Origin of the sequence: Exiguobacterium antarcticum DSM 14480, assembly GCF_000685865.1 — a bacterium.
In the GTDB taxonomy this organism is placed as follows: domain Bacteria; phylum Bacillota; class Bacilli; order Exiguobacteriales; family Exiguobacteriaceae; genus Exiguobacterium_A; species Exiguobacterium_A antarcticum.
On record NZ_JMKS01000005.1, the window covers coordinates 784,739 to 805,471 of the forward strand.

Sequence of the window (20,733 nt, forward strand, 5' to 3'; positions counted from 1 at the left end):
GAATACATGTTTTAGATGTTTGAAAAAGAGGTAAATAAGACTTCAGACGTAAGTCGGAGCTTTATTTGGAACGATTTGAATTGTGAAGAGGAGTGATTACGATGAAACAAGAATTCGATCAATCGATCCAGTCATTGGATCAGACGAAGCGGACAGACCATGCAGCTGATGCTGTTCAGCAAGCGAATTGGAATCCAGACCGATATCGGACGAATCTGAATCCATTTTATCTGTCACCTTGCAGCGTCGAACGTCGGGAAGACCGTCAGCAAGAAGTTGACCGGATCGTCGAAGTCGAGCCTACATCCTCCCCTCTCCAACAGTTATTCGAGCAGAAACAGGAAGAGCATATAACAAAAACTGGATCAGGTGCTGCGAAACATTCACATTCCGGTGGTAAATTCACGACTGGGATCGTCGTCGGTGCAATCATCGGAGGATCCGTATCGATCTTCACCTCGGTGAAGCGATTTCGTAAAAAGCGTCAGACGCACTAACAACTAACTGTTAGCAGGATCACGAAAGACCGTCACCTTACTCAATAGGGTGACGGTTTTTTTGTCGTATCCAGCAAAAGGAGGGGAACTACATGGAGAAAAAACAGCAGGAGGTCTTTTCCATGCTTGGTCAGCCGGCGAAACGCGCCCTGGCAGAGCATGGTGTCACGTCGCTCGTCCTCCTCGCGACGCACTCGGAACAAGAGGTTCGAAGATGGCACGGCATTGGTCCTTCTTCGATGCCGAAGCTTAAACAAGCGTTAGCGGAGCAAGGACTGACCTTTAAGAAATGAATCGTCCGGCAGAACCGTTCCAAGTCATGCTAAAATAAGGATATTATAGAGGAAAAGTGAGCGTGATACAGGTGAAATGGATTCATACTGCCGATTGGCACTTAGGAAAAATCGTTCATGGCGAATCGATGCTTGAAAATCAACGTTTCGTCCTGCAGGAATTGTTACAACTGATTGACCGGGAACAGCCCGATGCCGTCGTTATCGCCGGTGATTTATATGACCGTGCCGTCCCGCCGACGGAAGCTGTCGAATTGTTGGACCAGACCTTTGCCGAGATCGTCCTCGAACGAAACATCCCGATCATCGCGATCAGCGGCAATCATGACTCGGCTGAACGGCTGAGTTTCGGAACGACGATGTTACAACGGGCGGGGCTTCATCTGGCAGGGAAATTAACGCCGGCAATCGAGCCGATCACGATCCAAGGCGTTCGGTTCTATCCGGTCCCGTTCGCGGATCCTGCCACTGTACGTTATGTCTACCAGGATGAATCGATCCGGACGCACGATGAAGCGATGCGAAAAATCATCGAGTCGATGCCGATCGAAGGACCAAGTGTCCTCGTCGGTCATGCGTTTGTAATCGGTGGACTCGAAACGGACTCGGAACGGCAACTGTCGGTCGGGACGGCCGGGCAAGTCAGTGCTAGTGCCTTTGCACCGTTTACGTATACGGCGCTTGGTCATTTGCATAATCCACTGGCGATTCGCTCGGAGACGATCCGCTACAGCGGCTCATTGCTGAAATACTCGTTTTCGGAAGCGAATCATCTCAAAGGTGTCGATATCCTGACGCTCAACGAGACCGGGACATTTGATCGCCGGTTCGAGCCGTTGGCAGCCAAACGGGATTTACGGGAACTGACCGGGAACCTTGCTGAACTGACGGACCCGGCGTTTGTCACGACACAAACGACGGACGATTACATCAAAATCAACCTGACGGACGCAGAAGCCTTGATTGATCCGATGGGGAAACTGAAAAAAATCTATCCGAACATCTTGCATCTGGAGCGAACCGGTTTTACACGCGAAAGTACACGCGCTGTGCAAGCCTCACGTGATCAGGTCCAGGCGGCGACGATTACGGATTTGTTCAGTGAATTTTATGAAGCCGTCCGCGAAAAACAACCAACGGATGCGATGCAGACCGTTTTAGAGGAGGAAGCAGCATGCGTCCAGAACGATTAACGTTACGTGCTTTCGGACCGTTTGCGGACGAAGAGACGATTGATTTCCGTCAACTCGCCGGTCGAACGATGTTTGTCATCTCCGGCAATACCGGAGCCGGTAAAACGACGATCTTTGATGCATTGACGTTTGCGTTGTACGGGGAGACGTCCGGCGGTGAACGGGAAATGAGCGATTTGCGCAGTCATTTCGCAAAACCGGACCAAAAGACGGAAGTCGAACTGGAGTTCCTCTTAAAAGGCGAGCGGTACCGGATCATCCGCCAACCGAGTCAACCCCATCCGGTCAATAAGACGGATTATGGACACGAAGCGGAACTGGCACGACACGATGGAGAAGCATGGAAACCACTCGCCTTAAAGATTCCGGAAATCCGCCAACAGGTCCAGGAGTTATTGCAACTGGACCATAAACAGTTTTCGCAAATTCTCTTGTTGCCGCAAAATAAATTCCGGGAACTGTTGATGGCAGAGTCAAAAGACAAGCTCCAGATTTTGAAGCAACTGTTCAAGACGGAACAGTATGGTGAGTTCCAACAACGTTTGCACCGCAAAGCGCTGGATCTCGCAGCAGCCATCAAAGAAACGAAGACGAAGCAGTTGTCGAAACTTGAAGAACTGCCGCTTGAGCTGAACTGGGCAGAGGCGACGGAAACGACAATCCGGCATCAGACGGATCAGTTACTCACATCACTTGATGAGAAAATCGAACAGACGAAAACGGTGGAACAGACTGTCCGTCAATCGGTTCAACAGCTGGTAGAACGTTTGCGTCAGGCGGAACAACTTGAACAGACGTTCCGTGAGTATGATCAGTTGTTGCGACTCGAACAACAACTCGCGGTGACATTGCCGGATATGAAACGTCAGACGGAACGGTACGACGCGGCGACGCGGGCGGCGGCAATCAGTGGAGTTTTCGAGACGTTTCAATCGGAACAGCAAACGGTCCAGCAGTTGACGGCTACGAAACAACACGTCTCGACAGAACTGGAGCAATTGTTGCATCGGCTCGATCAGGTGAATCAAGACGTCGATCGGTTGTCGGCAGAGGAACCGGAAATGCGTGAGGTGATGCGTCGCTTAGAGCAAATCGAAGAAGAATTACAGCGGTTGCAGGATCAAGAACAGCTGTTAAAACAACAACAGCAGTTAACCCGGGCGATTGCTGAGCTGAATCCTGAAGCGTTACGCAAGGAACGTGATCAGAAGCGCAGTGAACGGACGACACTTCAAACAAGAGTCGGCGCGATGACGGACGAGTCGAGCAACCGCCTGACGATTCAGGAACGGCGTTTCCTCTTACAGACTGCTGAGCAAAAACAGCAGGAATGGCAACGAAACGAAGCGGAACGGCTTCGGTTGATCGAACAGGGAACGCGGGTCAAACAGGAAAAAGAGCAGGCGGAACTTGCCTATACGACAGGGCGGCAAAACGAACGCCGTCAACTGGCCGCAGAACTGGCGGCGCATCTGCATGACGGAGACGCTTGCCCGGTCTGTGGAAGTACGTCACATCCGCAACTTGCGGTCAAAACAGAACCACTTGATGTCGAGGCCTTACACCACGTCTACTTAAAAGCTCAGACGGCGCATCAGGAACTGCAGGCAACCTACCGGACGGTCGCGGAACGTAAACGACAACTCGAACACGACATCACGACGCTTGGTCAAGGCAAGGAGCTTCCGACCAATCTGACGACGATCCGGACAGAAATCGAGTCCTTGCAGGCTCAGGAAACCGAATTGCAACGGCAACAGGAACAAAAACAACAGCTCGAGCAACAAGTACGGACGATCGAGAAGGTACTGGAACGGTTGGACCGTCAGATCGAGGAAGAGACAGATCGTCAGTCGAAACTGCAGCTGGAACTGGCACGGCTCGAAGGTACGTTGACCCGGAATCCGGATGCTCCGTCGCGCCGGGAATTAGAGACGGAACAGCAGACGTTAAGCAAACGGTTGGCGTCGTTTGAAGAAGCACGGACGGAAGCGCACAATCAGAAAAAACAACTGGATCAAGACGTCGCGGTGCGGCGCGATCGGTTGGAGCACATCAAAACAGACTTGACGGAGCGTACATCGAAGTGGACGGAAGCGAAAGAATTGTTTGAGCGTAGCCTGCAAGAAGAACGGTTTGCGACGATCGAACAGTTTGAACAGGCGCGGATGACGCGGCAAGACATTGCGCAATTGGCGGAACGTCTGGAAGCCGACCGGCGGAAACGGCAGGACGTCGAGACGGGACTGGAGCGAATCCGTCAGATCATAAAAGCGCAGGACCGACCGGACTTAGCGACGATCCGACTGTCTGTCGGGCAGGCGGAAACCGAACTGACCGAAGCGACGGACCAGCGAATCGGTGTCGAAAAAGAACGGCTCCACGTCAAACAATTGGTCGATGCCTGGTCGAACCTACAACAGCAAATCGAGGAAGAAGATGCACGGTACGGCATCATCGGTGAGCTGGCACGGGTCGGGGTCGGAGAAAATGCACAACGGATGACGTTTGAGACGTATGTCCAAACCGCCTATTTCGATGAGATCCTGCAAGCCGCGAACCGGCATCTGCACGGAATGACGTCGGGCCGTTTCCTGCTTGAACGGAAGACGGAAGCCGGAAAGGGCTTGAAAAAGTACGGACTCGATTTAAACGTCTTTGATGCCTATACGTCGCAGACACGGCACGTCAAGACGTTGTCCGGCGGGGAAAGTTTCAAGGCCTCACTCGCCTTGGCGCTTGGTCTGTCGGAAGTCGTGCAGGAAGCAAGCGGCGGCGTGTCGCTTGAAACGATGTTCATCGATGAAGGGTTTGGTACACTTGACCCGGAATCGCTTGAACAGGCGATCGAAACATTGTTATCGATTCAGGCAAGCGGTCGGATGGTCGGAATCATCAGCCACGTCCAGGAACTAAAATCGCGGGTCGATGCGAAAATTGAAGTCACGCAAGGTAAAACAGGATCGACGATTCGCCTTGTCGTCGAGTGAGGGGTGTAAGATGGAAACCAAACAAATGGTAACGAAATCGATGTTGATCGCTGATTTAAAACAGCTCGGCGTGACGGCAGGAATGAAAGTATTTGTCCACAGCTCGATGAAGGAAATCGGTTGGATTCCGGGCGGCGCACAATCGATCATCGAAGCGTTGCAAGAGGTCGTCACAGCAGACGGTCTGATCATGATGGCGGCACAAAGCACCGATAATTCAGACCCGAAAAACTGGAGTCGTCCCGCCGTACCGGAAGACTGGTGGGAGACGATCCGTCAGGAAATGCCGGCGTACGATCCGGCCAAGACGCCGACGCGCGGAATCGGGAAAGTACCGGAACTGTTTCGGACATTCCCGGACGTCAAACGCAGTGAGCATCCGATGTGGTCGGTTACGGCGTGGGGCAAAGACGCAGCGTCATTCGTTGCCGGACATACGATTGAAAATGGATTTGGTCCGGGTTCACCGCTTGAGAAGTTCATCGAAGCGGACGGTCAGATTCTTCATCTCGGTTCACCGTGGGATGCGACAACCGTTTGGCATTATGCCGAATACGGGATTGTCCGCCCGGATGAAGAGTCGGGCTGTAGAGTCAATCAAGCCGGTCAAGAGGTCTTCATCACGTACCGTCACCGGATGATCGACAGTGATCCGTTTGGACCGATCGGTGAAGGATTGACGGATGAGACATTCGTGACGATAGGCAAAGTCGGACAAGCGACATCGCACCTCGTCTCGGCAAAGGAATCGATTCCCGTCGTCATGTTTCAGCTGAATGCCTTAAATAGTTGGTTAAGCTGAAACTTTTCCGGGAAACAACCGTATTAAGAAATACAAAAACAGAAGGAGTGAACGCAAGATGGCAACACGATTCAAAGTTAATCCTGCCTTGCGCCGTGGTTTTGAGACGGCGCGCGCTGGTGAACGACCGATGACAAAAGCAGGGACGATGAGTAAGATTTTCCTCTTACTTGCCCTCGTCACGGCAGCAGCCGGTGGAACGTGGTTCTTCTTAGCTGCGAATCCGCAATTTTTAGTCCCCGCCTTGATTGGTGGCGTCGTCCTCGGCTTGATTCTCGCCCTGATCATCACGTTTAAACCACGGACAGCACCGGTTCTTTCACCGGTCTACGCGATTGTCGAAGGGGTCGCCGTCGGAGCGATTTCGTTGATGTTTGAAAGCATGTACCCAGGGTTAGTCGGGAAAGCGGTCCTCGCGACATTCGTCGTCTCGTTTGCGATGTGGTTCGTCTATTCGACGGGCATGATCAAAGTGACGCAACGGTTCCGTTCGGCCGTCACGGCTGCTATCCTGTCGATTCTCGTCCTGTACGGGGTTAACTTACTCTTGACGTTGTTCGGCATCAGCTTACCGTTCATGACGGGCAGCTCGCCGCTTGCAATCGGGATCCAGTTCGTCATCGTCATCGTCGCCTCACTCTCACTTGTGATGGACTTTGATTTCATCGCCCGACAAGTCGAGGCGCGGGCACCAAAATCGATGGAGTGGGTCGCAGCGTTCGGATTGATCGTCACGATCATCTGGCTGTACATCGAAATGCTTGATTTACTATACCGTTTGGCAGCGCGTGATTGATCCCGGTTGATCTGTGAGGAGTAAATATCAATGAAACCACTGATTTTATTTGATGGGGACTGCAATTTGTGTGATGCCAGTGTCCAGTTCATCCTAAAACGCGATCAAGGTTATTATGACTTTGCGTCGCTGCAAGGAACAATTGGTCAACAGATGATTCAAAAACACCGGTTGTCGACGGATTTAAATAGTGTCGTCGTGATTGAACAGGGAGTGCCGTACGTCAGATCGGATGCGGCGCTTCGGATTACCAAGCATTTAAACAGTGCTTGGCCGCTTCTGTCAGGTTTTCGATGGATGCCACGACCGTTACGAGATGTCGTGTATGATTTCATAGCCAAGCACCGGCATGAATGGTTCGGACAAAAACAGCAATGTTTGTTACCGGATCTAAAGACATGGGCACGGTTTCACGATTAAAGTCACGGATAGAGACGTAATTAAAACCCGTTCGATGAACAAAACAACAGGCAAGTCCTCCTCTCGGAAGACTTGCCTGTTGTTCGTTCAGCTTCTGTCCGACGATGTCTCTTTGATCGCATCGACATATTGTTTTGCTTCAAGTAATGGATACCCGAGAGTACCCCGAACCAGTTTAATCGCTTCCACCGTCTCATGGTCAGACAGAAGTTGCTCAATCTGTTCATTCAGTAGGCTGTGACTGCTTTCGGCATCAGTCATGCCGAGATGTTCTTGAATACGTGTCAGTTCACGTAGTGTTTGCTGTTGTGTCATGCGAAGTTTTGCGAGTTGCTGGGAAACGGATTGCCAAACGATGATTAGCAGGATCAAGGGCAACCATGTGGAAAAAAATGAGTCCATTATCAAAAACCCTCCTTTTTCTTACCGTACCACAGCATGTACTCTGTAACAATTAGTGGAAATCCTAAAGAATTCCGTTTATTCTAGGATAGTGGAAAATTAAGGGTTACATAAAGAAAGGAATGAAATTAGTGGAAGAACTGTTAGCTGCACTGATTCCAACATTACTTCTCATCGGAAGTATCCTAATTGTTGGATTCATCGTCACGCTCGGAAGTTTGTTTTATTTCCGGCGACGATCGTTTGAAAAAAGTACATACAAGCAAGTCACGCAGGAAGGTTTCCTGAAAGCCGTCCGCGACAAAGGCATTTGGGGAGAATACTTGACGACGCGTCAGCTTGAAAAAGTCGAGGGCTACGGGAAGTTTGTCATGAACACCTATTTACCAAAAGTACGGGGGAAGGGTCTAACGGAAATCGATATCACGTTTATTCACGAAAGCGGCATCTACGTCTTAGAGTCGAAAAACTACAGTGGTTGGATTTTTGGAAAAGAAGCCGACCGGCAGTGGACACAAATGTTTAAAAACCGCTACAAGCAACGGTTTTACAACCCGATCAAACAAAACGAGCAACACCTCAAAAGCATGGAACAGTTTTTAGCCAAAACAGTGGAAGACAATGTCTTTCAATCTGTCATCGTCTTCAGTGAACGGTGTGAACTGAAAAAGATTACGATTGATTCCAGTCATGTCCACGTCATCAAACGAAACGATTTACGTCGTACGATCAAGCGGCTGGCGACAGTCAAACGTTTGACATCAATGCAAGTTGATTCGGTCTACGAGCAACTCAAACAGCAATCTCAAGTCGATCAACAGGTCAAGGACGCGCATATCGAAGCGATTAAATCGTTTTCGTCGTGAAAAAAATTAGAGATGGAAGTGAAATTATGGCCATTCATCAAACCCCAATCGATTATATTGATATTCCTGCACCACAGCATAGTGAAGATGCTTATTATCGTGTTGTGTATGGTGATGTAGATTGGCAAGAAATTCAACAATATAACCGTGCTGTCTATGTATTGATGGGATACGGAAAAACCATTGCTTATCGTAGAGTAGCCCATATCTTGACGACTCCGAATACACCGAACGATCTATCCGATTTTGATAAAGTCATGGCTGCAATGCAACGGTTGAAAGACCGCAATGCTGTCTATAACGACAAACGGAGAGAGAATCACTTATCCGTTTGACAAACCACCTCATCCGGCATATAGTAAATAAGTTGAAATAATAAGTAGTGCAACTATTTATTTCGAAAGTGGGGAGTTCAAGTGAAAGAGGCAGATTGGTCACTTGGTATGCAACTGTCACGCAGCTATCATTCCTTCAAGCGTGCCGCGACGAAACGGATGGCAGAACACGATCTGACACCGGAACAGTTTTCGGTTTTGAGTGAACTTCATAAGCAAGAAGGAATCTCGCAAAAGCAGTTGGCCCTGTTCACGGAACGGGATCAGACGACGGTCGGAAAGATCCTGGATAAACTGGTGAAGAAGGAACTTGTCATCCGTTCTGCTGATCCACGGGACCGGCGGGCGTTCATCCTACTGACGACAAAAGCAGGGGCAGAGGTCATCCGAATGTTGGAACCGACGCTCGGTGAACTGCAGCAACAAGCTTTTTCCGGTCTCTCCAAAAAAGAAATCAAACATTTTATCAAAACACTTGAAACCATTCACAAAAACGTGACGTAAGTGGTTTCTCTTTTTTAAGTAAATAGTTGCACGTGCTATTATAAGTAATGCATATAAAAAGGAGCAAAACACATGAAGACCTTTAAAGATGTTTTTTCAATCACCCAAACGAAAGTCGGGTTGATGTTTGCCTTGATCGTCCCGACTTTATTTCTCGTCGTCTGGATGACGGGGTACCAAGGGGCAACTGAGCGCCTCGACCAATTACGTGTCGCCGTCGTCAAGGAAAGTTCGACGGCCGGTTTGTATGAAAACCTGCAAAAGGAAAGTCCCTTTACCGCCAAATCCGTCTCGTCGGAAACAGAAGGGCTGAAACAACTCGATGCAGGAAAAGTCGAGATGGTCCTCGTTGCCGACTTAGCGGATCAAAAGAAATTGACGTTCCATGTTAATCAGGCAAATGCCGAGTTCGCGAACGGCATTCTTAAACAGGCGACGTCTGAGATCAGCCAGATGTTAAATGGAAAACCCGTGATTACGTCTGACGTCATCGTCGAGCATCAAGTATCTGATTTTTCGACATCGATGTTACCGATTCTGTTGGGATTCGTCATCTACATCGCCGTCATGACGATGGGGATCCAGTTTAACCTCGTGATACAGATTCTAAAAAACCAGCATTCGAAGTGGTCGCTCTTTTGGAGTAAACAACTGTTGCACGGCATCGTGCTTTTGGTCGTCCCGCTTGTGATGGTGTCGCTTGCCTTTGCGTTTTCTGACATCGAAGCGTCCTTTATCAAGGTATGGGCCTTCCAACTGTTGTTGACGGCAGCCTGTATCGGTGTCACCCAGATGAACTTCACGATTTTCGGTCCGATTGCGCCCCTCGTCAATGTCGCCTTGATTCCGTTTCAGTTGATGACGGCAGGAAACATCGTCCCGCCATCGATGCTGGCCCCGTTCTATCAGACAATCGGACACTATCTGCCAGTCCCGAATGCAGTCGCCGGATTGACCCGGTTGATTTACTTTAATGGCGATATCTCGTCCTTTGTCGTCCGCCTGACGGTCATCTTGCTGATCACAGTTGCTGTTACCTTGATTCTGACTGCGCTACGCCGGGAGCAGGCCCATATCATTGAAGTAAAACAAGCATCGTAACCAAAAACGAGCTCGATCCATTTGGATTGAGCTCATTTTTCATATTAAGCAAAAATATCGGCAATCGGTGTCGTTCCTTCGAGCAGGGGAATCGTTTGACGGTACGCAGATTCCTGTTCAATCGATGCAATGACGACACGAGCGACATCGACGCGTGCGATCGTCGTCTTGTCCGTTGAAGCCGGGTCTGTCGTGACGGCACCTGTTCCAGCGTCATCGGTCAAACCACCCGGACGTAAGATCGTATAGGCAAGCGAGCTGTCCCGAAGCAGACGGTCGGCATAATGTTTCGCGACATAATATGGTTTCATGCTGTCTGACCATGTTTCCGGTGAGTCGGCGTTCAAGGCACTGACCATGATGAATTGTTTCGCCTGGACTTGTTCAGCTGCTGCGATTGATTTCGCTGCTCCGTCTAAATCGATCAAAATCGTTTTATCGGCACCGGTATGTCCACCCGATCCAGCCGTGAAGATGATGACGTCACTCCCATTGATGGCATCTGTAAGGGCTGAGACGTCCTGTTCCAGGTCGAGTAGGATCGGTGTTGCGCCAAGCGCTTCGAAATCTGCGAATTGTTCGGGCGAGCGCAAGCCGACACGGACATCATGGATGGATCCACTCAATTGCTTCGCCACCTGACGACCGACTTTTCCGTTTGCTCCAATAATGAATACGTTACTCATCTTCCATTCCTCCCATTCGTTGATTCGTTCTTTACCAGTATGGAAGAAAGTAGTTGCTTCCTGCAATCAAGAGGGCTTGACAATTGGACATGAAAGGTAAGAACTGCCGAAATAATCAAAAAACTCTTGGATAAGATAAAAGAATATGATACTGTTTTGAGTATTATACAGAAAACAGCGTGAGACAGAGAGAGGATGCGAGTGGAGTGAATAAACGACAAGGATTGGCGCTTGGTGGAGGACTGTTGCTTTCGAGCCTGCTCGCAGTGACGAAGCTGAAGGATTTGCCGGATACGCTTGGAGTCAGTAAACAAAACGTCTTCACGACGAAGAAGATCGTTGTCGGGACGACGGGTGATTATAAACCGTTTACGTACTTGAACCGTCAGACGAATGAGTACGAAGGATTCGATATTGAAGTCATCCGCTCGTTCGCGAAGACGGCCGGACTTGAAGTCGAGTTCGTCCCGACGACCTGGGCGACATTGACACGTGACTTACGGGCAGGGCGGTTCCATATGGTCGTCGGTGGCGTCACGAAAAACATCGAACGCGAAATCGTCGGCGACTTCACGAAAAGTTACTTGTCGTTCCAAAAAACGCCGCTCGTCCGTTTAGAAGACAAACACCGTCTGACCTCAATCGAAACGATCAATCGTCCGGATGTGACGATTGGCTTGAATCCGGGCGGGACAAATGAACAATTCGTCCGGCAGACGTTTGATCAGGCGAATATCGTCATGTATGCGGACAATCTTACCATCCCGGCAGCTGTTGCGACGGGGGAGGTCGATGTCATGATCACCGATACCGTCGAAGCGATTTATTATGCGTCTTTGGACACGCGGTTAGGTGCTCCGAAGATTAGTGAAAAGTGGATTCCAGCCGAAAAAAGTTATCTCGTCCAGGATCGTCAAACGGAAGTGATCGATGTGATGAACCTCTGGATGAATTCATATGAAGGAAGCGAACGTATTCAAGAATTAAAAGAAAAATGGAAGGTTGCGTCGTGACCGATGTCTCTAACCTAGTATGAGCCGAGCGAATCCGAAAGTGGGTTTGCTCTTTTTTTGTACAAATGTCTAAAAAGGGGTAAAGGTAATGTAGTCGCTTAAGTATCGAACCGATCTCTCTAGCAGAAAGGAAGGGTGACCGTGATCCAGGTAGAGCAGTTGACGAAGGAATACAACGGGAAAAAAGTCGTGGATCAGATTTCGTTTCAGGTGAAAAAAGGTGAGATTTTTGCCTTTTTAGGGCCAAACGGTGCCGGGAAGTCGACGATGGTTCAGATGTTGACGACCTTGATTTCTGTTTCGTCCGGTCACGCGACGATTAATGAGTATGACATACAACGGGATCAAAAAAATGTCCGTCTCCAAATCGGTGTCGCGCTGCAGGAGACGGGCATCGACAATGATTTAACCGGACGAGAATTGCTTGTCCTGCAAGGGAAATTATTTGGGTTTTCGCAAGCCAAGGCGACGACTCGGGCAACCGAACTGTTGGAATTGGTCGGGTTATCAAACGACGGCAATCGTCGAGCCGGTAAGTATTCCGGCGGGATGAAACGGCGTCTTGATTTGGCGTTGACGCTTGTCCATCAACCGGCTGTCCTCTTTTTGGACGAACCGACGACGGGACTTGACCCGGCGAGCCGGCAACAAATCTGGACGGAGGTCCGGCGCTTGAACGAAGAATACGGGACGACGATTTTTTTGACGACACAATACTTGGAAGAAGCCGATCAGTTGGCAGACCGGATTGCGATCATCAATGAAGGGAAATTGATTGCCGAAGGGACGGCGACGGAACTGAAGGCGATGAATGGGGCAGAACGGATTGAGGTCGTGCTCGAAGACGACCGAGCGACGGAAGCGTTTAGACAGGCGTTTGCCGGACGACTCGAAAAAGGAATGATTCTGCTTCCGTCAGAGGGGACGGAAACGCTGAAACAAGTTGTCCGTTACCTGGATGAACATCAGTTGACGGCACGCTCGCTCGTCGTCAAGCAACCGTCGCTCGACGATGTCTTCATCCAACTGACCGGTCAAGCCTATAAGGAGGAGAAGTGAGATGTGGCGCGAGACGATGATTTTGACACGACGCAGTTTACTCGTAACGTTACGGAATCCGTTTTCATTCATCCCGAACTTGATCATCAGCGTCTTCTTTTTACTCGTTTATACGAGCGGATTATCCGGCATCTCCAGTCTGCCTCAGTTCGGCGGGGTCGACTACCTGAACTTCATCTTACCGGTCTCGATCGTTTCCGGTGCGGTGGGTGGTGCGGGGGGAGCCGGTCAAGCTCTTGTCAAGGATATCGAAAGTGGTTATTTCGCAAGGCTCTTGCTGACACCGGTCTCTCGGACGGCGATTGTCCTCGGACCGATGCTTGCCGGCATGTTGCAATTGTTTGTTCAGACGTTGTTGATCTTCGGAATGGGGTTTTTACTTGGTCTGTCGATCCCGGCAGGAGCGGCCGGTTTCTTCCTGACGATCGTTCTGGCGCTTGGCTTTGGTCTCGCATTCGCCGGGTACTCGGTCGGTGTCGCCTTGAAAACCCGGAACGCACAGGCAGCACAAGCGGGGACGTTATTATTTTTCCCGTTGATTTTCTTATCGACGACATTCGTCCCCAAGGAACTGATCGAAGCCGAATGGCTGAAGGTTGCGGCGACGCTCAATCCGACGACCTATATCATGGAAGGAATGCGGGCAGTTTTGTTACGTGACGCAATCGACTGGAGTGTCTATACGCAAGGTGTAATCGTCGCGGCCGTGCTCAGTATCGCGATGGTCGTATTTGCGGCAATGAATGCTAGAGGAGCGCTTAAAAAATAAAAAACAGCCGGACACGCCATGATTTGGCGAGCGTTCGGCTGTTTTCTTACTCAACGATGAAGTCACTAAACGTTCCGGCATATAAACGTGTCTCGGTCGACAGGACGATCCGGTCCTGACGCATCTTGATCGTCCCTTGAAGCGGCGTTCCTTTTTCCGATTCAAATTGAATCCGGGCCTGCTCGTCATAACGATTGCCGTCACGTTTCAATAGATAAGTGTTGTCATTATCAGTTGAAATCAAATGCTCGCCGTGGACGATGAAATCGGAAAACTGTCGTAAAGGAGCGGCGTAACTGGTACCTTTCCCGTTTTCAAGGTGAACGATCCGGTAATCCGGATGGTAGAAAAACCACGCATCGTTTGACGAACAGACGTTTAACGCATAACAATCATCGATCGGATAATCCTTATTTTTAAAGACAGCCTGACCGTGTTCGTCAAAGACGGCTAAACCAAACGATCCGATCGAGTTGGTTGCGGCATCCGCAAAGACGCCTTCGTCAAAATAACTGACCCAAATCTGATCTTTTTCATCGACATGGACATTTTGAATGCCGTCATCGAGACAAAAACGATCCAATAAATGACCGGATGAATCATAAATGAAAGCATTCGGTAACCACGATCCATCGACATCATCGTCACACCGTGAGGCGACAAGCAGGATCCGACCGTCTGAAAACGCATCAACATAACTGAACTCCGTTTCTGCTTGCGCGACGATCGTTGTCGTCCGCCACTGATCAAACAGCCGGTGGACGTGTAGCACATCACGATGGCGTTTTGTATCGTAAATCTGTTCAATCATCATGATCTGTCCTGAAATCGTCAGTCCGGTCGCTACGTGCTTGCCCGTCACTTGAGAAGCCGTGACACGGTCGAGGTGAATTTTTAATGTGTTGGAAGTATCCAAGGTAAGTCGCTCCTTTTTAAAAACAGTCTGCCACGGAGGACAGACTGCAAAACTTGAATTACGTTGTACGCTGCCGTTTTTTCAGCGTTACATAAAGAATGATCATGACGACGGCGGCGATCAAGACCCCGTTCGTATAGGGAGCGGCGACTTCTTTGATCGAGCGCCAGTTCGTTCCGAGCGTCTCTCCGAGATAAAGAAACAAGATCGACCAGGGAATGATCGCTAGGATCGTGTAGAGTGAGAATTTGGTCTGATCCATCTTGGCAAGACCAGCAGGGATCGAAATCGCGTGACGGACGACCGGGATAAAGCGGGCCCCAAAGATGACACCTTGTCCGTACTTCACGAACCAGCGTTCTGCGAGATCAAGGTGGTGTTCCGTAATCAACAGGTATTTCCCGTATTTCAAGATCAACGGTCGACCGCCGTAACGGGCAAACCAATATAAAAATAATTGCGAAAACAAACCACCAATGACAGCGGCGACGACAGCAAGCGGCCAGCCGATCGTTCCTTGGGAAATCATGAATCCACCATAGGATAAAACGATTTCGCTCGGAATGATTTCAATCATGAGACCAAGTGCAATCCCAAAATACCCTAAGTCGGCTAAATATAATAAGACGTTGTTGACAACCTGAGATAACACATCGAACACTCCTTTTGCTTCACTTCATCCCTTTATATTAGAGAAGAAACGCAGAAATTGAAAGAAAAACATGATGGACTCCACTAAACTGATATGCAGACAGCATCTTTAACGGAAAAAACGAGAAGCTGGATCGGACAAAGCAACCTAAAAAAAGAACCAACGTCAGCAAAAGACGTTGGTTCATTGTCGTAGAAAGATCAGTTACAAGACCATCGCAGCAATCGTACCAAAGACGAGTAACGGCAGATTGTAGTGCAGGAACGTCGGGATGACGGTCTCACGCATGTGATCGTGTTGGCCGTCTGCATTCAGTCCGCTGGTCGGACCGAGTGTCGAATCCGATGCCGGACTACCAGCGTCACCGAGTGCACCAGCTGTTCCGATGATGGCGATCGTCGCTTCTAAACTGAATCCGTATTGGATACAAAGTGGGACGAAGATCGCGGCGATGACAGGGACGGTCGAGAAACTTGAACCGATGCCCATCGTGACGAGCAAACCAATCAACAGCATGACGAAGGCCGCAACGAGTTGCGAGTCCCCCATCAAGGATTTCGAATTCTCGACGAGCGGGTTGATGTCGCCCGTTTTCCGGAGGACGTTTGAGAAACCGTTCGCGGAAATCATGACGAAACCGATGAACGACATCATCCGCATGCCGCGGGTAATGACGTCGTCCGCTTCACTGAATCGCACGAGTCGGAGGACGAGGAATAAAACAAGACCGGTCGTCGCAGCAATGATCATCGATTCTGTCGTCAACTGGACAGCCAGTGTCGCAAGGACGACAAGCCCGCTGAGGAATAACTTCGTTTTCGTGATGACGGGAATCTCGTAATCGTCCGGTGCGATATTGCGCATTTCATACTCGCGCGGTTTCCGGTAATTATAGAGACCGATCAACAGTCCGATGAGCATCCCGAGTGCCGGAATCGCCATCGCTTGGACGACGGACGCGCCAGCGATGTCCATTCCATTTTTTTCGATGTTCGGTAACAGGATTTGATTTAAATAAATATCACCAAAACCGATCGGCAGGAACATGTACGGTGTGACAAGACCAAATGTCATGACGATCGCCATCAGACGACGGTCAATCTTCATTTCATTAAAGAGACCGAGTAATGGCGGAATGATGATCGGAATAAAGGCGATGTGGATCGGCAAGACGTTTTGCGAGCTGATGGCGAGCAAGAGAATCGCAAAGATGATGAATCCTTTGAGCTTTTTGACGGATGTCGCATCCGCTGATCCTTTGGAACGTGTGATCAAAGCGTGCGCCAAGGCATCCGGAAGACCGGTTTTTGACAAGGCGACGGCGAATGCGCCAAGCAGGGCGTAACTAAGAGCGATTTCGGCTCCGGCGCCAAGCCCTTCGGCAAACGTTCCGATCGTCGTATTGAGACCAAGACCGCCGATCAATCCACCGGCAAGAGCACTGAGGACCATCGCGAGGACGATATGGACGCGGAAGATGGCTAAAACAAATAATAGAACAACGGCAATAATAACGGCATTAAACATAACTAAAACCACGCTTTCTTTTGGTATCACTGTACTATACTAAAGTATCATACAGACCGTTCTTTTGACTGTCAAGAAAAAAACACAAAAAAGGTAGGCCTGACGTCAGATTGAGACAGGTCCTACCTTTCTTCTTCATTAAATGGTCTTCAGCAATCGACTTGATCGAGTTTTCCGGTCCCTGGATCGATGACGAGTCCATGGACTTCTGTTCCCGGTGGTAACAACGGATGGTTTTTGATCAGACCAACCGAGTGGCTGACGTTTTCCTCGACCGAAGTGAAGCCGCGTAACCATTGTTTCAAGTCGACACCGGAAGCATCCAGTGTATGCAACACCTGTTCATTGATTCCACGGTCTTGCATCTCGGCAATCATCTTTGCCGGATCAATCGTGCTCATGCCGCAGTCATGATGTCCGATGACAATGACTTCCTCTGCACCAAGTGCATACAAAGCGACGAGGATCGACCGCATGACGGAACCAAACGGATGGGACAGAACGGCCCCGGCATTTTTGATGATTTTCGCATCACCGTTTTTAAGACCAAGGGCGTGTGGAAGGAGCTCCGTCAAACGTGCATCCATACAGGTCAGAATCACAACCTTCTTATCCGGGAATTTATCCGAGATGAACTGTTCGTATTGTTTTTCTTCAACGAACTGTTGATTAAACGCAAGCATTTGATTAACGATTGACATGAAACTTCCTCCTTTAAGACAAATGAATGATGGAACTATTCCTAGCGTACACGATGAACGATTGGTCAGACAAGCAGATTCATGAATTGTTGTGACAGTTGTCACAGGAGAGGGATGAAAAGACGGATCCTTGCGTCAGAACAGGTTGTTTTAATGAAAACGTTCTCATTCATGTGAAATAGTTCACAGGATGGTCATGCACAAATTGAGCAAAAGGCGGTATGATTGATTTGTGAAGGAAAGCACAAACTACTCGATATCAGCTTGGCATTCCTAACATGTAGTAAGGAAATGCAGACTCAGATTCGTTCCAAAATAGGGAGGAAACCTAACATGGCTGTCAAAGAAAAAATCAAACAAGATGTCTCACCTGTCGAACAAGCAATCAATCAAATCGTCGCGAAAGGTCAAACGGCGTTACAAGAACTATTAACATTTGATCAAACGAAAATCGATGTAATCGTCCGTGACATGGCGCTTGCCGGTCTCGAACGGCACGTCGAACTCGCACGACTTGCGGTTGAAGAAACAGGACGTGGTGTCTTTGAAGATAAAATGATCAAAAACATGTTTGCGACGGAATATATCTATAACAGTCTTCGTGATGAAAAAACGGTCGGGATCTTAGAAGAAGATGTCCAAAACGGGATCACCTACATCGCGGAACCGGTCGGTGTCGTCTGTGGCGTCACACCTGTGACGAATCCGACATCAACGACGATGTTCAAAGCGTTGATTGCGATCAAAACGCGCAACCCGATCATCTTCGCCTTTCATCCGTCCGCACAAAATTGCTCACTTGAAGCGGCCAAAACGTTACGTGACGCTGCCGTTAAAGCTGGTGCCCCGCAAGATTGTATCCAGTGGGTCGAACAACCGTCTCTCGAAGCAACAAAAGTCTTGATGAACCACACCGACATCGCGATGGTTCTTGCGACGGGTGGAGCCGGCATGGTCAAATCAGCGTATTCAACCGGCAAACCGGCACTTGGTGTTGGACCAGGGAACGTACCGTGTTACATCGAAAAATCAGCAAAAATTAAGCGGGCCGTCAGTGATTTGGTCCTCTCGAAAACATTTGATAACGGAATGATCTGTGCCTCCGAGCAAGCGGTCATCGTCGATCAAGAGATTTATGCAGAAGTGCGGGCAGAGATGGAAGCGCTCGGTTGCTACTTCTGTACAGCAGACGAGAAAAAACGTCTTGAAGCACTTGTCATCAAAACCGACACATGTGCCGTCAATGCGGACATCGTCGGGAAACCGGCAACATGGATCGCAGCGAAAGCGGGCATCGAAGTCCCGAGCAATACGGTCATGCTCGTCGCCGAACTCGAAAAAGTCGGCACCGAAGAACCGCTCTCACATGAAAAGCTAAGTCCCGTCCTTGGTGCCTATAGCGTCCAATCAACAGAAGACGCCTTCCACGTCGCCGAACGGATGCTTGAAATCGGTGGTCTCGGTCACACGGCGGTCATCCACACGACGAACGATGACTTGATGACAGCGTTCGGACTCCGGATGAAAGCCTGCCGAATCCTTGTCAACAGCCCGTCAGCACACGGTGGGATTGGTGACTTGTATAACGAATTGACTCCATCGCTGACACTTGGTTGCGGATCATACGGGAAAAACTCGGTCTCTGAAAACGTAACGGCGAAACATCTACTCAATATCAAGAAGGTGGCGAGACGACGCGTGAACATGCAGTGGTTCAAAGTACCGGAAAAGATTTTCTTTGAAAAAAACTCGGTTCAATACTTGAAATCAATTCAAAACGTCTCACGGGCCTTGATCGTCACTGATCAATCGATGGTCGAATTCGGTTACGCCGATAAAGTCATCCGAAACTTACCAGCAGGTGTCAGCTACCGGATTTTCGACCAAGTCGAACCTGACCCGTCAGTCACGACGGTCGAAATCGGGGCACAAGCGATGCGGGACTTCCAACCCGACTTAATCATCGCCCTTGGTGGGGGATCTGCGATGGATGCAGCGAAAGGCATGTGGCTGTTCTATGAGCAACCAAATGAGAAGTTCTCAAACTTACGTCAAAAATTCCTCGATATCCGGAAACGTGCTTATAAATTCCCGGAACTCGGAAACAAAGCGAAGTTCGTCGCGATTCCGACGACGTCAGGAACAGGTTCTGAAGTCACACCGTTCACGGTCATCACGGATAAAGAGAAAAACGTCAAATATCCGATTGCTGACTATGCATTGACACCAGACATCGCGATCATCGATCCAGAATTCGTCATGACGGTGCCCGCTTCAATCACAGCTGATACAGGAATGGACGTCTTGACGCATGCGACAGAAGCGTTCGTCTCAGTCCTTGCGAACGACTATACGGACGGACTGGCATTAAAAGCAATCAAGATGATCTTCGACTACTTGCCACGCGCTTACGATAACGGTTCAGACGCGGAAGCACGCGAAAAAGTTCACAATGCGTCAACGATGGCAGGGATGGCGTTTGCCAATGCCTTCCTCGGCATCAACCACTCAATCGCGCACAAAATCGGTGGGGAGTTCCACACACCACACGGTCGGACAAATGCGATTCTGATGCCGCACGTCATCCGCTACAATGCAGCGAAACCAACGAAACTTGCTTCATTCCCGAAATATGAATCATTCATCGCGGATGAACGATATGCGGAAATCGCCCGTTACCTCGGTCTGCCGGCAGCAACGACGGAACAAGGTGTCGAATCACTCATCCAAGCGATCACAGAACTCGGACAACGCCTCAACATCAAGATGTCGTTTAAAGCCCAAGGCATCAAAAAAGCGGACTTCGAAGCGAAACTCGACAAGATGGCAGTCGATGCGTTTGAAGATCAATGTACAACAGCGAATCCGAAAATGCCGCTCGTGACGGAACTCCGTCAGATCATGGAACTCGCCTACGAAGGCATCTAATAGAGAGAAAAACATCATGGCAATTCAAAAGAGCCTTGCTTCCGGTCGACGGAGGCAAGGCTTTCGTGTGTTCATAATCGTGAAGTCGCGTTCACTCATTTGTTAATCACAATGGATAATTGATAGTTCACATGCACATTTAAATCAACTAAAAACGAATCCAATTCTTTGTTAGATGGAAAGCGACATTCGAGCAGGTAACAACTGTCCCCACTGATTTTATAATTATTCAGAACTGGATGGTCTACAGTTAGTTGGACATAAACCTTAAGGTCAATTAGAC

General features: G+C 49.4%; 21 protein-coding genes and 1 pseudogene. 15 read left to right on the forward strand and 7 right to left on the reverse strand.

Annotated elements, in window-relative coordinates; all coding sequences use genetic code 11:
• Positions 1–101 precede the first annotated feature (101 nt).
• The 7 genes from P404_RS0115325 to P404_RS0115355 all read left to right on the forward strand — a co-directional run bounded on the left by P404_RS0115325 (position 102) and on the right by P404_RS0115355 (position 6,991).
• Positions 102–497, forward strand: coding sequence for a hypothetical protein (locus P404_RS0115325; protein ID WP_026831226.1), 396 nt, complete (start codon positions 102–104; stop codon positions 495–497).
• Between the two features lie 92 nt (positions 498–589).
• Entirely contained in the window at positions 590–790 is a 201-nt protein-coding gene (locus tag P404_RS17750; protein ID WP_051590530.1) for a helix-hairpin-helix domain-containing protein, read from the forward strand.
• 71 nt (positions 791–861) lie between these two features.
• Positions 862–1,983, forward strand: a complete 1,122-nt coding sequence (locus P404_RS0115335) for an exonuclease SbcCD subunit D (RefSeq protein WP_026831227.1) — start codon at positions 862–864, stop codon at positions 1,981–1,983.
• A complete protein-coding gene (locus P404_RS0115340) occupies positions 1,965–4,973 on the forward strand; it encodes an AAA family ATPase (protein ID WP_026831228.1) in 3,009 nt (1,002 codons plus the stop codon). The genes P404_RS0115335 and P404_RS0115340 overlap by 19 nt, the downstream gene beginning before the upstream one ends.
• A gap of 10 nt (positions 4,974–4,983) precedes the next feature.
• Positions 4,984–5,775 carry an AAC(3) family N-acetyltransferase gene (locus P404_RS0115345; protein WP_026831229.1) on the forward strand — a complete coding sequence of 264 codons (792 nt, stop codon included), beginning with the start codon at positions 4,984–4,986 and terminating at the stop codon, positions 5,773–5,775.
• A 58-nt stretch (positions 5,776–5,833) separates the two neighbouring features.
• A complete protein-coding gene (locus P404_RS0115350; protein ID WP_014970162.1) occupies positions 5,834–6,571 on the forward strand; it encodes a Bax inhibitor-1/YccA family protein in 738 nt (245 codons plus the stop codon).
• Positions 6,572–6,601: 30 nt separating this feature from the next.
• The gene (locus tag P404_RS0115355) at positions 6,602–6,991 is read left to right on the forward strand and encodes a thiol-disulfide oxidoreductase DCC family protein (protein WP_026831230.1); all 390 of its coding nucleotides are present in this window, start codon (positions 6,602–6,604) and stop codon (positions 6,989–6,991) included.
• An 87-nt stretch (positions 6,992–7,078) separates the two neighbouring features.
• Here P404_RS0115355 and P404_RS0115360 read toward each other — a convergent pair whose 3' ends face one another.
• The gene (locus P404_RS0115360) at positions 7,079–7,393 is read right to left on the reverse strand and encodes a hypothetical protein (protein WP_026831231.1); all 315 of its coding nucleotides are present in this window, start codon (positions 7,391–7,393) and stop codon (positions 7,079–7,081) included.
• A 122-nt stretch (positions 7,394–7,515) separates the two neighbouring features.
• Between P404_RS0115360 and P404_RS0115365 the strand changes: the two genes are divergently transcribed.
• The 4 genes from P404_RS0115365 (at position 7,516) to P404_RS0115380 (ending at position 10,199) form a co-directional block, all read left to right on the forward strand.
• Entirely contained in the window at positions 7,516–8,259 is a 744-nt protein-coding gene (locus tag P404_RS0115365; protein ID WP_236624425.1) for a nuclease-related domain-containing protein, read from the forward strand.
• On the forward strand, positions 8,256–8,594 hold the full coding sequence (locus tag P404_RS0115370) for a hypothetical protein (RefSeq protein WP_034774587.1): 339 nt from the start codon (positions 8,256–8,258) through the stop codon (positions 8,592–8,594). The genes P404_RS0115365 and P404_RS0115370 overlap by 4 nt, the downstream gene beginning before the upstream one ends.
• An 81-nt stretch (positions 8,595–8,675) precedes the next feature.
• Positions 8,676–9,098 carry a MarR family winged helix-turn-helix transcriptional regulator gene (locus P404_RS0115375; RefSeq protein ID WP_026831234.1) on the forward strand — a complete coding sequence of 141 codons (423 nt, stop codon included), beginning with the start codon at positions 8,676–8,678 and terminating at the stop codon, positions 9,096–9,098.
• A gap of 72 nt (positions 9,099–9,170) precedes the next feature.
• Positions 9,171–10,199 carry an ABC transporter permease gene (locus tag P404_RS0115380; RefSeq protein ID WP_026831235.1) on the forward strand — a complete coding sequence of 343 codons (1,029 nt, stop codon included), beginning with the start codon at positions 9,171–9,173 and terminating at the stop codon, positions 10,197–10,199.
• A 44-nt stretch (positions 10,200–10,243) separates the two neighbouring features.
• Here P404_RS0115380 and P404_RS0115385 read toward each other — a convergent pair whose 3' ends face one another.
• Positions 10,244–10,885, reverse strand: coding sequence for an SDR family oxidoreductase (locus P404_RS0115385; protein ID WP_026831236.1), 642 nt, complete (start codon positions 10,883–10,885; stop codon positions 10,244–10,246).
• 206 nt (positions 10,886–11,091) lie between these two features.
• Between P404_RS0115385 and P404_RS0115390 the strand changes: the two genes are divergently transcribed.
• The 3 genes from P404_RS0115390 (at position 11,092) to P404_RS0115400 (ending at position 13,726) form a co-directional block, all read left to right on the forward strand.
• A complete protein-coding gene (locus P404_RS0115390) occupies positions 11,092–11,898 on the forward strand; it encodes a transporter substrate-binding domain-containing protein (RefSeq protein WP_026831237.1) in 807 nt (268 codons plus the stop codon).
• Between the two features lie 141 nt (positions 11,899–12,039).
• Entirely contained in the window at positions 12,040–12,957 is a 918-nt protein-coding gene (locus P404_RS0115395; protein WP_026831238.1) for a daunorubicin resistance protein DrrA family ABC transporter ATP-binding protein, read from the forward strand.
• 1 nt (position 12,958) lies between these two features.
• On the forward strand, positions 12,959–13,726 hold the full coding sequence (locus P404_RS0115400) for an ABC transporter permease (RefSeq protein WP_014970174.1): 768 nt from the start codon (positions 12,959–12,961) through the stop codon (positions 13,724–13,726).
• 46 nt (positions 13,727–13,772) lie between these two features.
• Here the strand turns inward: P404_RS0115400 and P404_RS0115405 are convergent, their stop codons facing one another.
• From P404_RS0115405 to P404_RS0115420, 4 genes are all read right to left on the reverse strand, one after another.
• Positions 13,773–14,642 (reverse strand): hypothetical protein, encoded by an 870-nt coding sequence (locus P404_RS0115405; RefSeq protein ID WP_026831239.1) that lies wholly within the window; start codon positions 14,640–14,642, stop codon positions 13,773–13,775.
• Between the two features lie 58 nt (positions 14,643–14,700).
• On the reverse strand, positions 14,701–15,294 hold the full coding sequence (uptA, locus tag P404_RS0115410) for an undecaprenyl phosphate transporter UptA (protein ID WP_026831240.1): 594 nt from the start codon (positions 15,292–15,294) through the stop codon (positions 14,701–14,703).
• A 204-nt stretch (positions 15,295–15,498) separates the two neighbouring features.
• Positions 15,499–16,821: a Na+/H+ antiporter family protein gene (locus P404_RS0115415; RefSeq protein ID WP_014970177.1), complete on the reverse strand. Its 1,323-nt coding sequence runs from the start codon at positions 16,819–16,821 to the stop codon at positions 15,499–15,501.
• A gap of 149 nt (positions 16,822–16,970) precedes the next feature.
• On the reverse strand, positions 16,971–17,522 hold the full coding sequence (locus P404_RS0115420; protein ID WP_014970178.1) for a beta-class carbonic anhydrase: 552 nt from the start codon (positions 17,520–17,522) through the stop codon (positions 16,971–16,973).
• Between the two features lie 333 nt (positions 17,523–17,855).
• On the opposite strand from P404_RS0115420, the gene adhE reads away from it, so the two are divergent.
• The gene (adhE, locus tag P404_RS0115425; RefSeq protein WP_026831241.1) at positions 17,856–20,450 is read left to right on the forward strand and encodes a bifunctional acetaldehyde-CoA/alcohol dehydrogenase; all 2,595 of its coding nucleotides are present in this window, start codon (positions 17,856–17,858) and stop codon (positions 20,448–20,450) included.
• Between the two features lie 95 nt (positions 20,451–20,545).
• Here adhE and P404_RS18425 read toward each other — a convergent pair.
• Positions 20,546–20,686, reverse strand: a pseudogene (locus tag P404_RS18425) (Lrp/AsnC ligand binding domain-containing protein); the annotation flags it as partial.
• Positions 20,687–20,733 lie beyond the last annotated feature (47 nt).

Excerpts from the sequence above, each read along its gene's own strand:
- P404_RS0115325 (WP_026831226.1), top strand. The coding sequence starts at position 102 with ATGAAACAAGAATTCGATCAATCGATCCAGTCATTGGATCAGACGAAG.
- P404_RS17750 (WP_051590530.1), top strand. The coding sequence starts at position 590 with ATGGAGAAAAAACAGCAGGAGGTCTTTTCCATGCTTGGTCAGCCGGCG.
- P404_RS0115340 (WP_026831228.1), top strand. The coding sequence starts at position 1,965 with ATGCGTCCAGAACGATTAACGTTACGTGCTTTCGGACCGTTTGCGGAC.
- P404_RS0115345 (WP_026831229.1), top strand. The coding sequence starts at position 4,984 with ATGGAAACCAAACAAATGGTAACGAAATCGATGTTGATCGCTGATTTA.
- P404_RS0115350 (WP_014970162.1), top strand. The coding sequence starts at position 5,834 with ATGGCAACACGATTCAAAGTTAATCCTGCCTTGCGCCGTGGTTTTGAG.
- P404_RS0115355 (WP_026831230.1), top strand. The coding sequence starts at position 6,602 with ATGAAACCACTGATTTTATTTGATGGGGACTGCAATTTGTGTGATGCC.
- P404_RS0115360 (WP_026831231.1), bottom strand. The coding sequence starts at position 7,393 with ATGGACTCATTTTTTTCCACATGGTTGCCCTTGATCCTGCTAATCATC.
- P404_RS0115365 (WP_236624425.1), top strand. The coding sequence starts at position 7,516 with ATGAAATTAGTGGAAGAACTGTTAGCTGCACTGATTCCAACATTACTT.
- P404_RS0115380 (WP_026831235.1), top strand. The coding sequence starts at position 9,171 with ATGAAGACCTTTAAAGATGTTTTTTCAATCACCCAAACGAAAGTCGGG.
- P404_RS0115385 (WP_026831236.1), bottom strand. The coding sequence starts at position 10,885 with ATGAGTAACGTATTCATTATTGGAGCAAACGGAAAAGTCGGTCGTCAG.
- P404_RS0115400 (WP_014970174.1), top strand. The coding sequence starts at position 12,959 with ATGTGGCGCGAGACGATGATTTTGACACGACGCAGTTTACTCGTAACG.
- P404_RS0115415 (WP_014970177.1), bottom strand. The coding sequence starts at position 16,821 with ATGTTTAATGCCGTTATTATTGCCGTTGTTCTATTATTTGTTTTAGCC.
- P404_RS0115420 (WP_014970178.1), bottom strand. The coding sequence starts at position 17,522 with ATGTCAATCGTTAATCAAATGCTTGCGTTTAATCAACAGTTCGTTGAA.
- adhE (WP_026831241.1), top strand. The coding sequence starts at position 17,856 with ATGGCTGTCAAAGAAAAAATCAAACAAGATGTCTCACCTGTCGAACAA.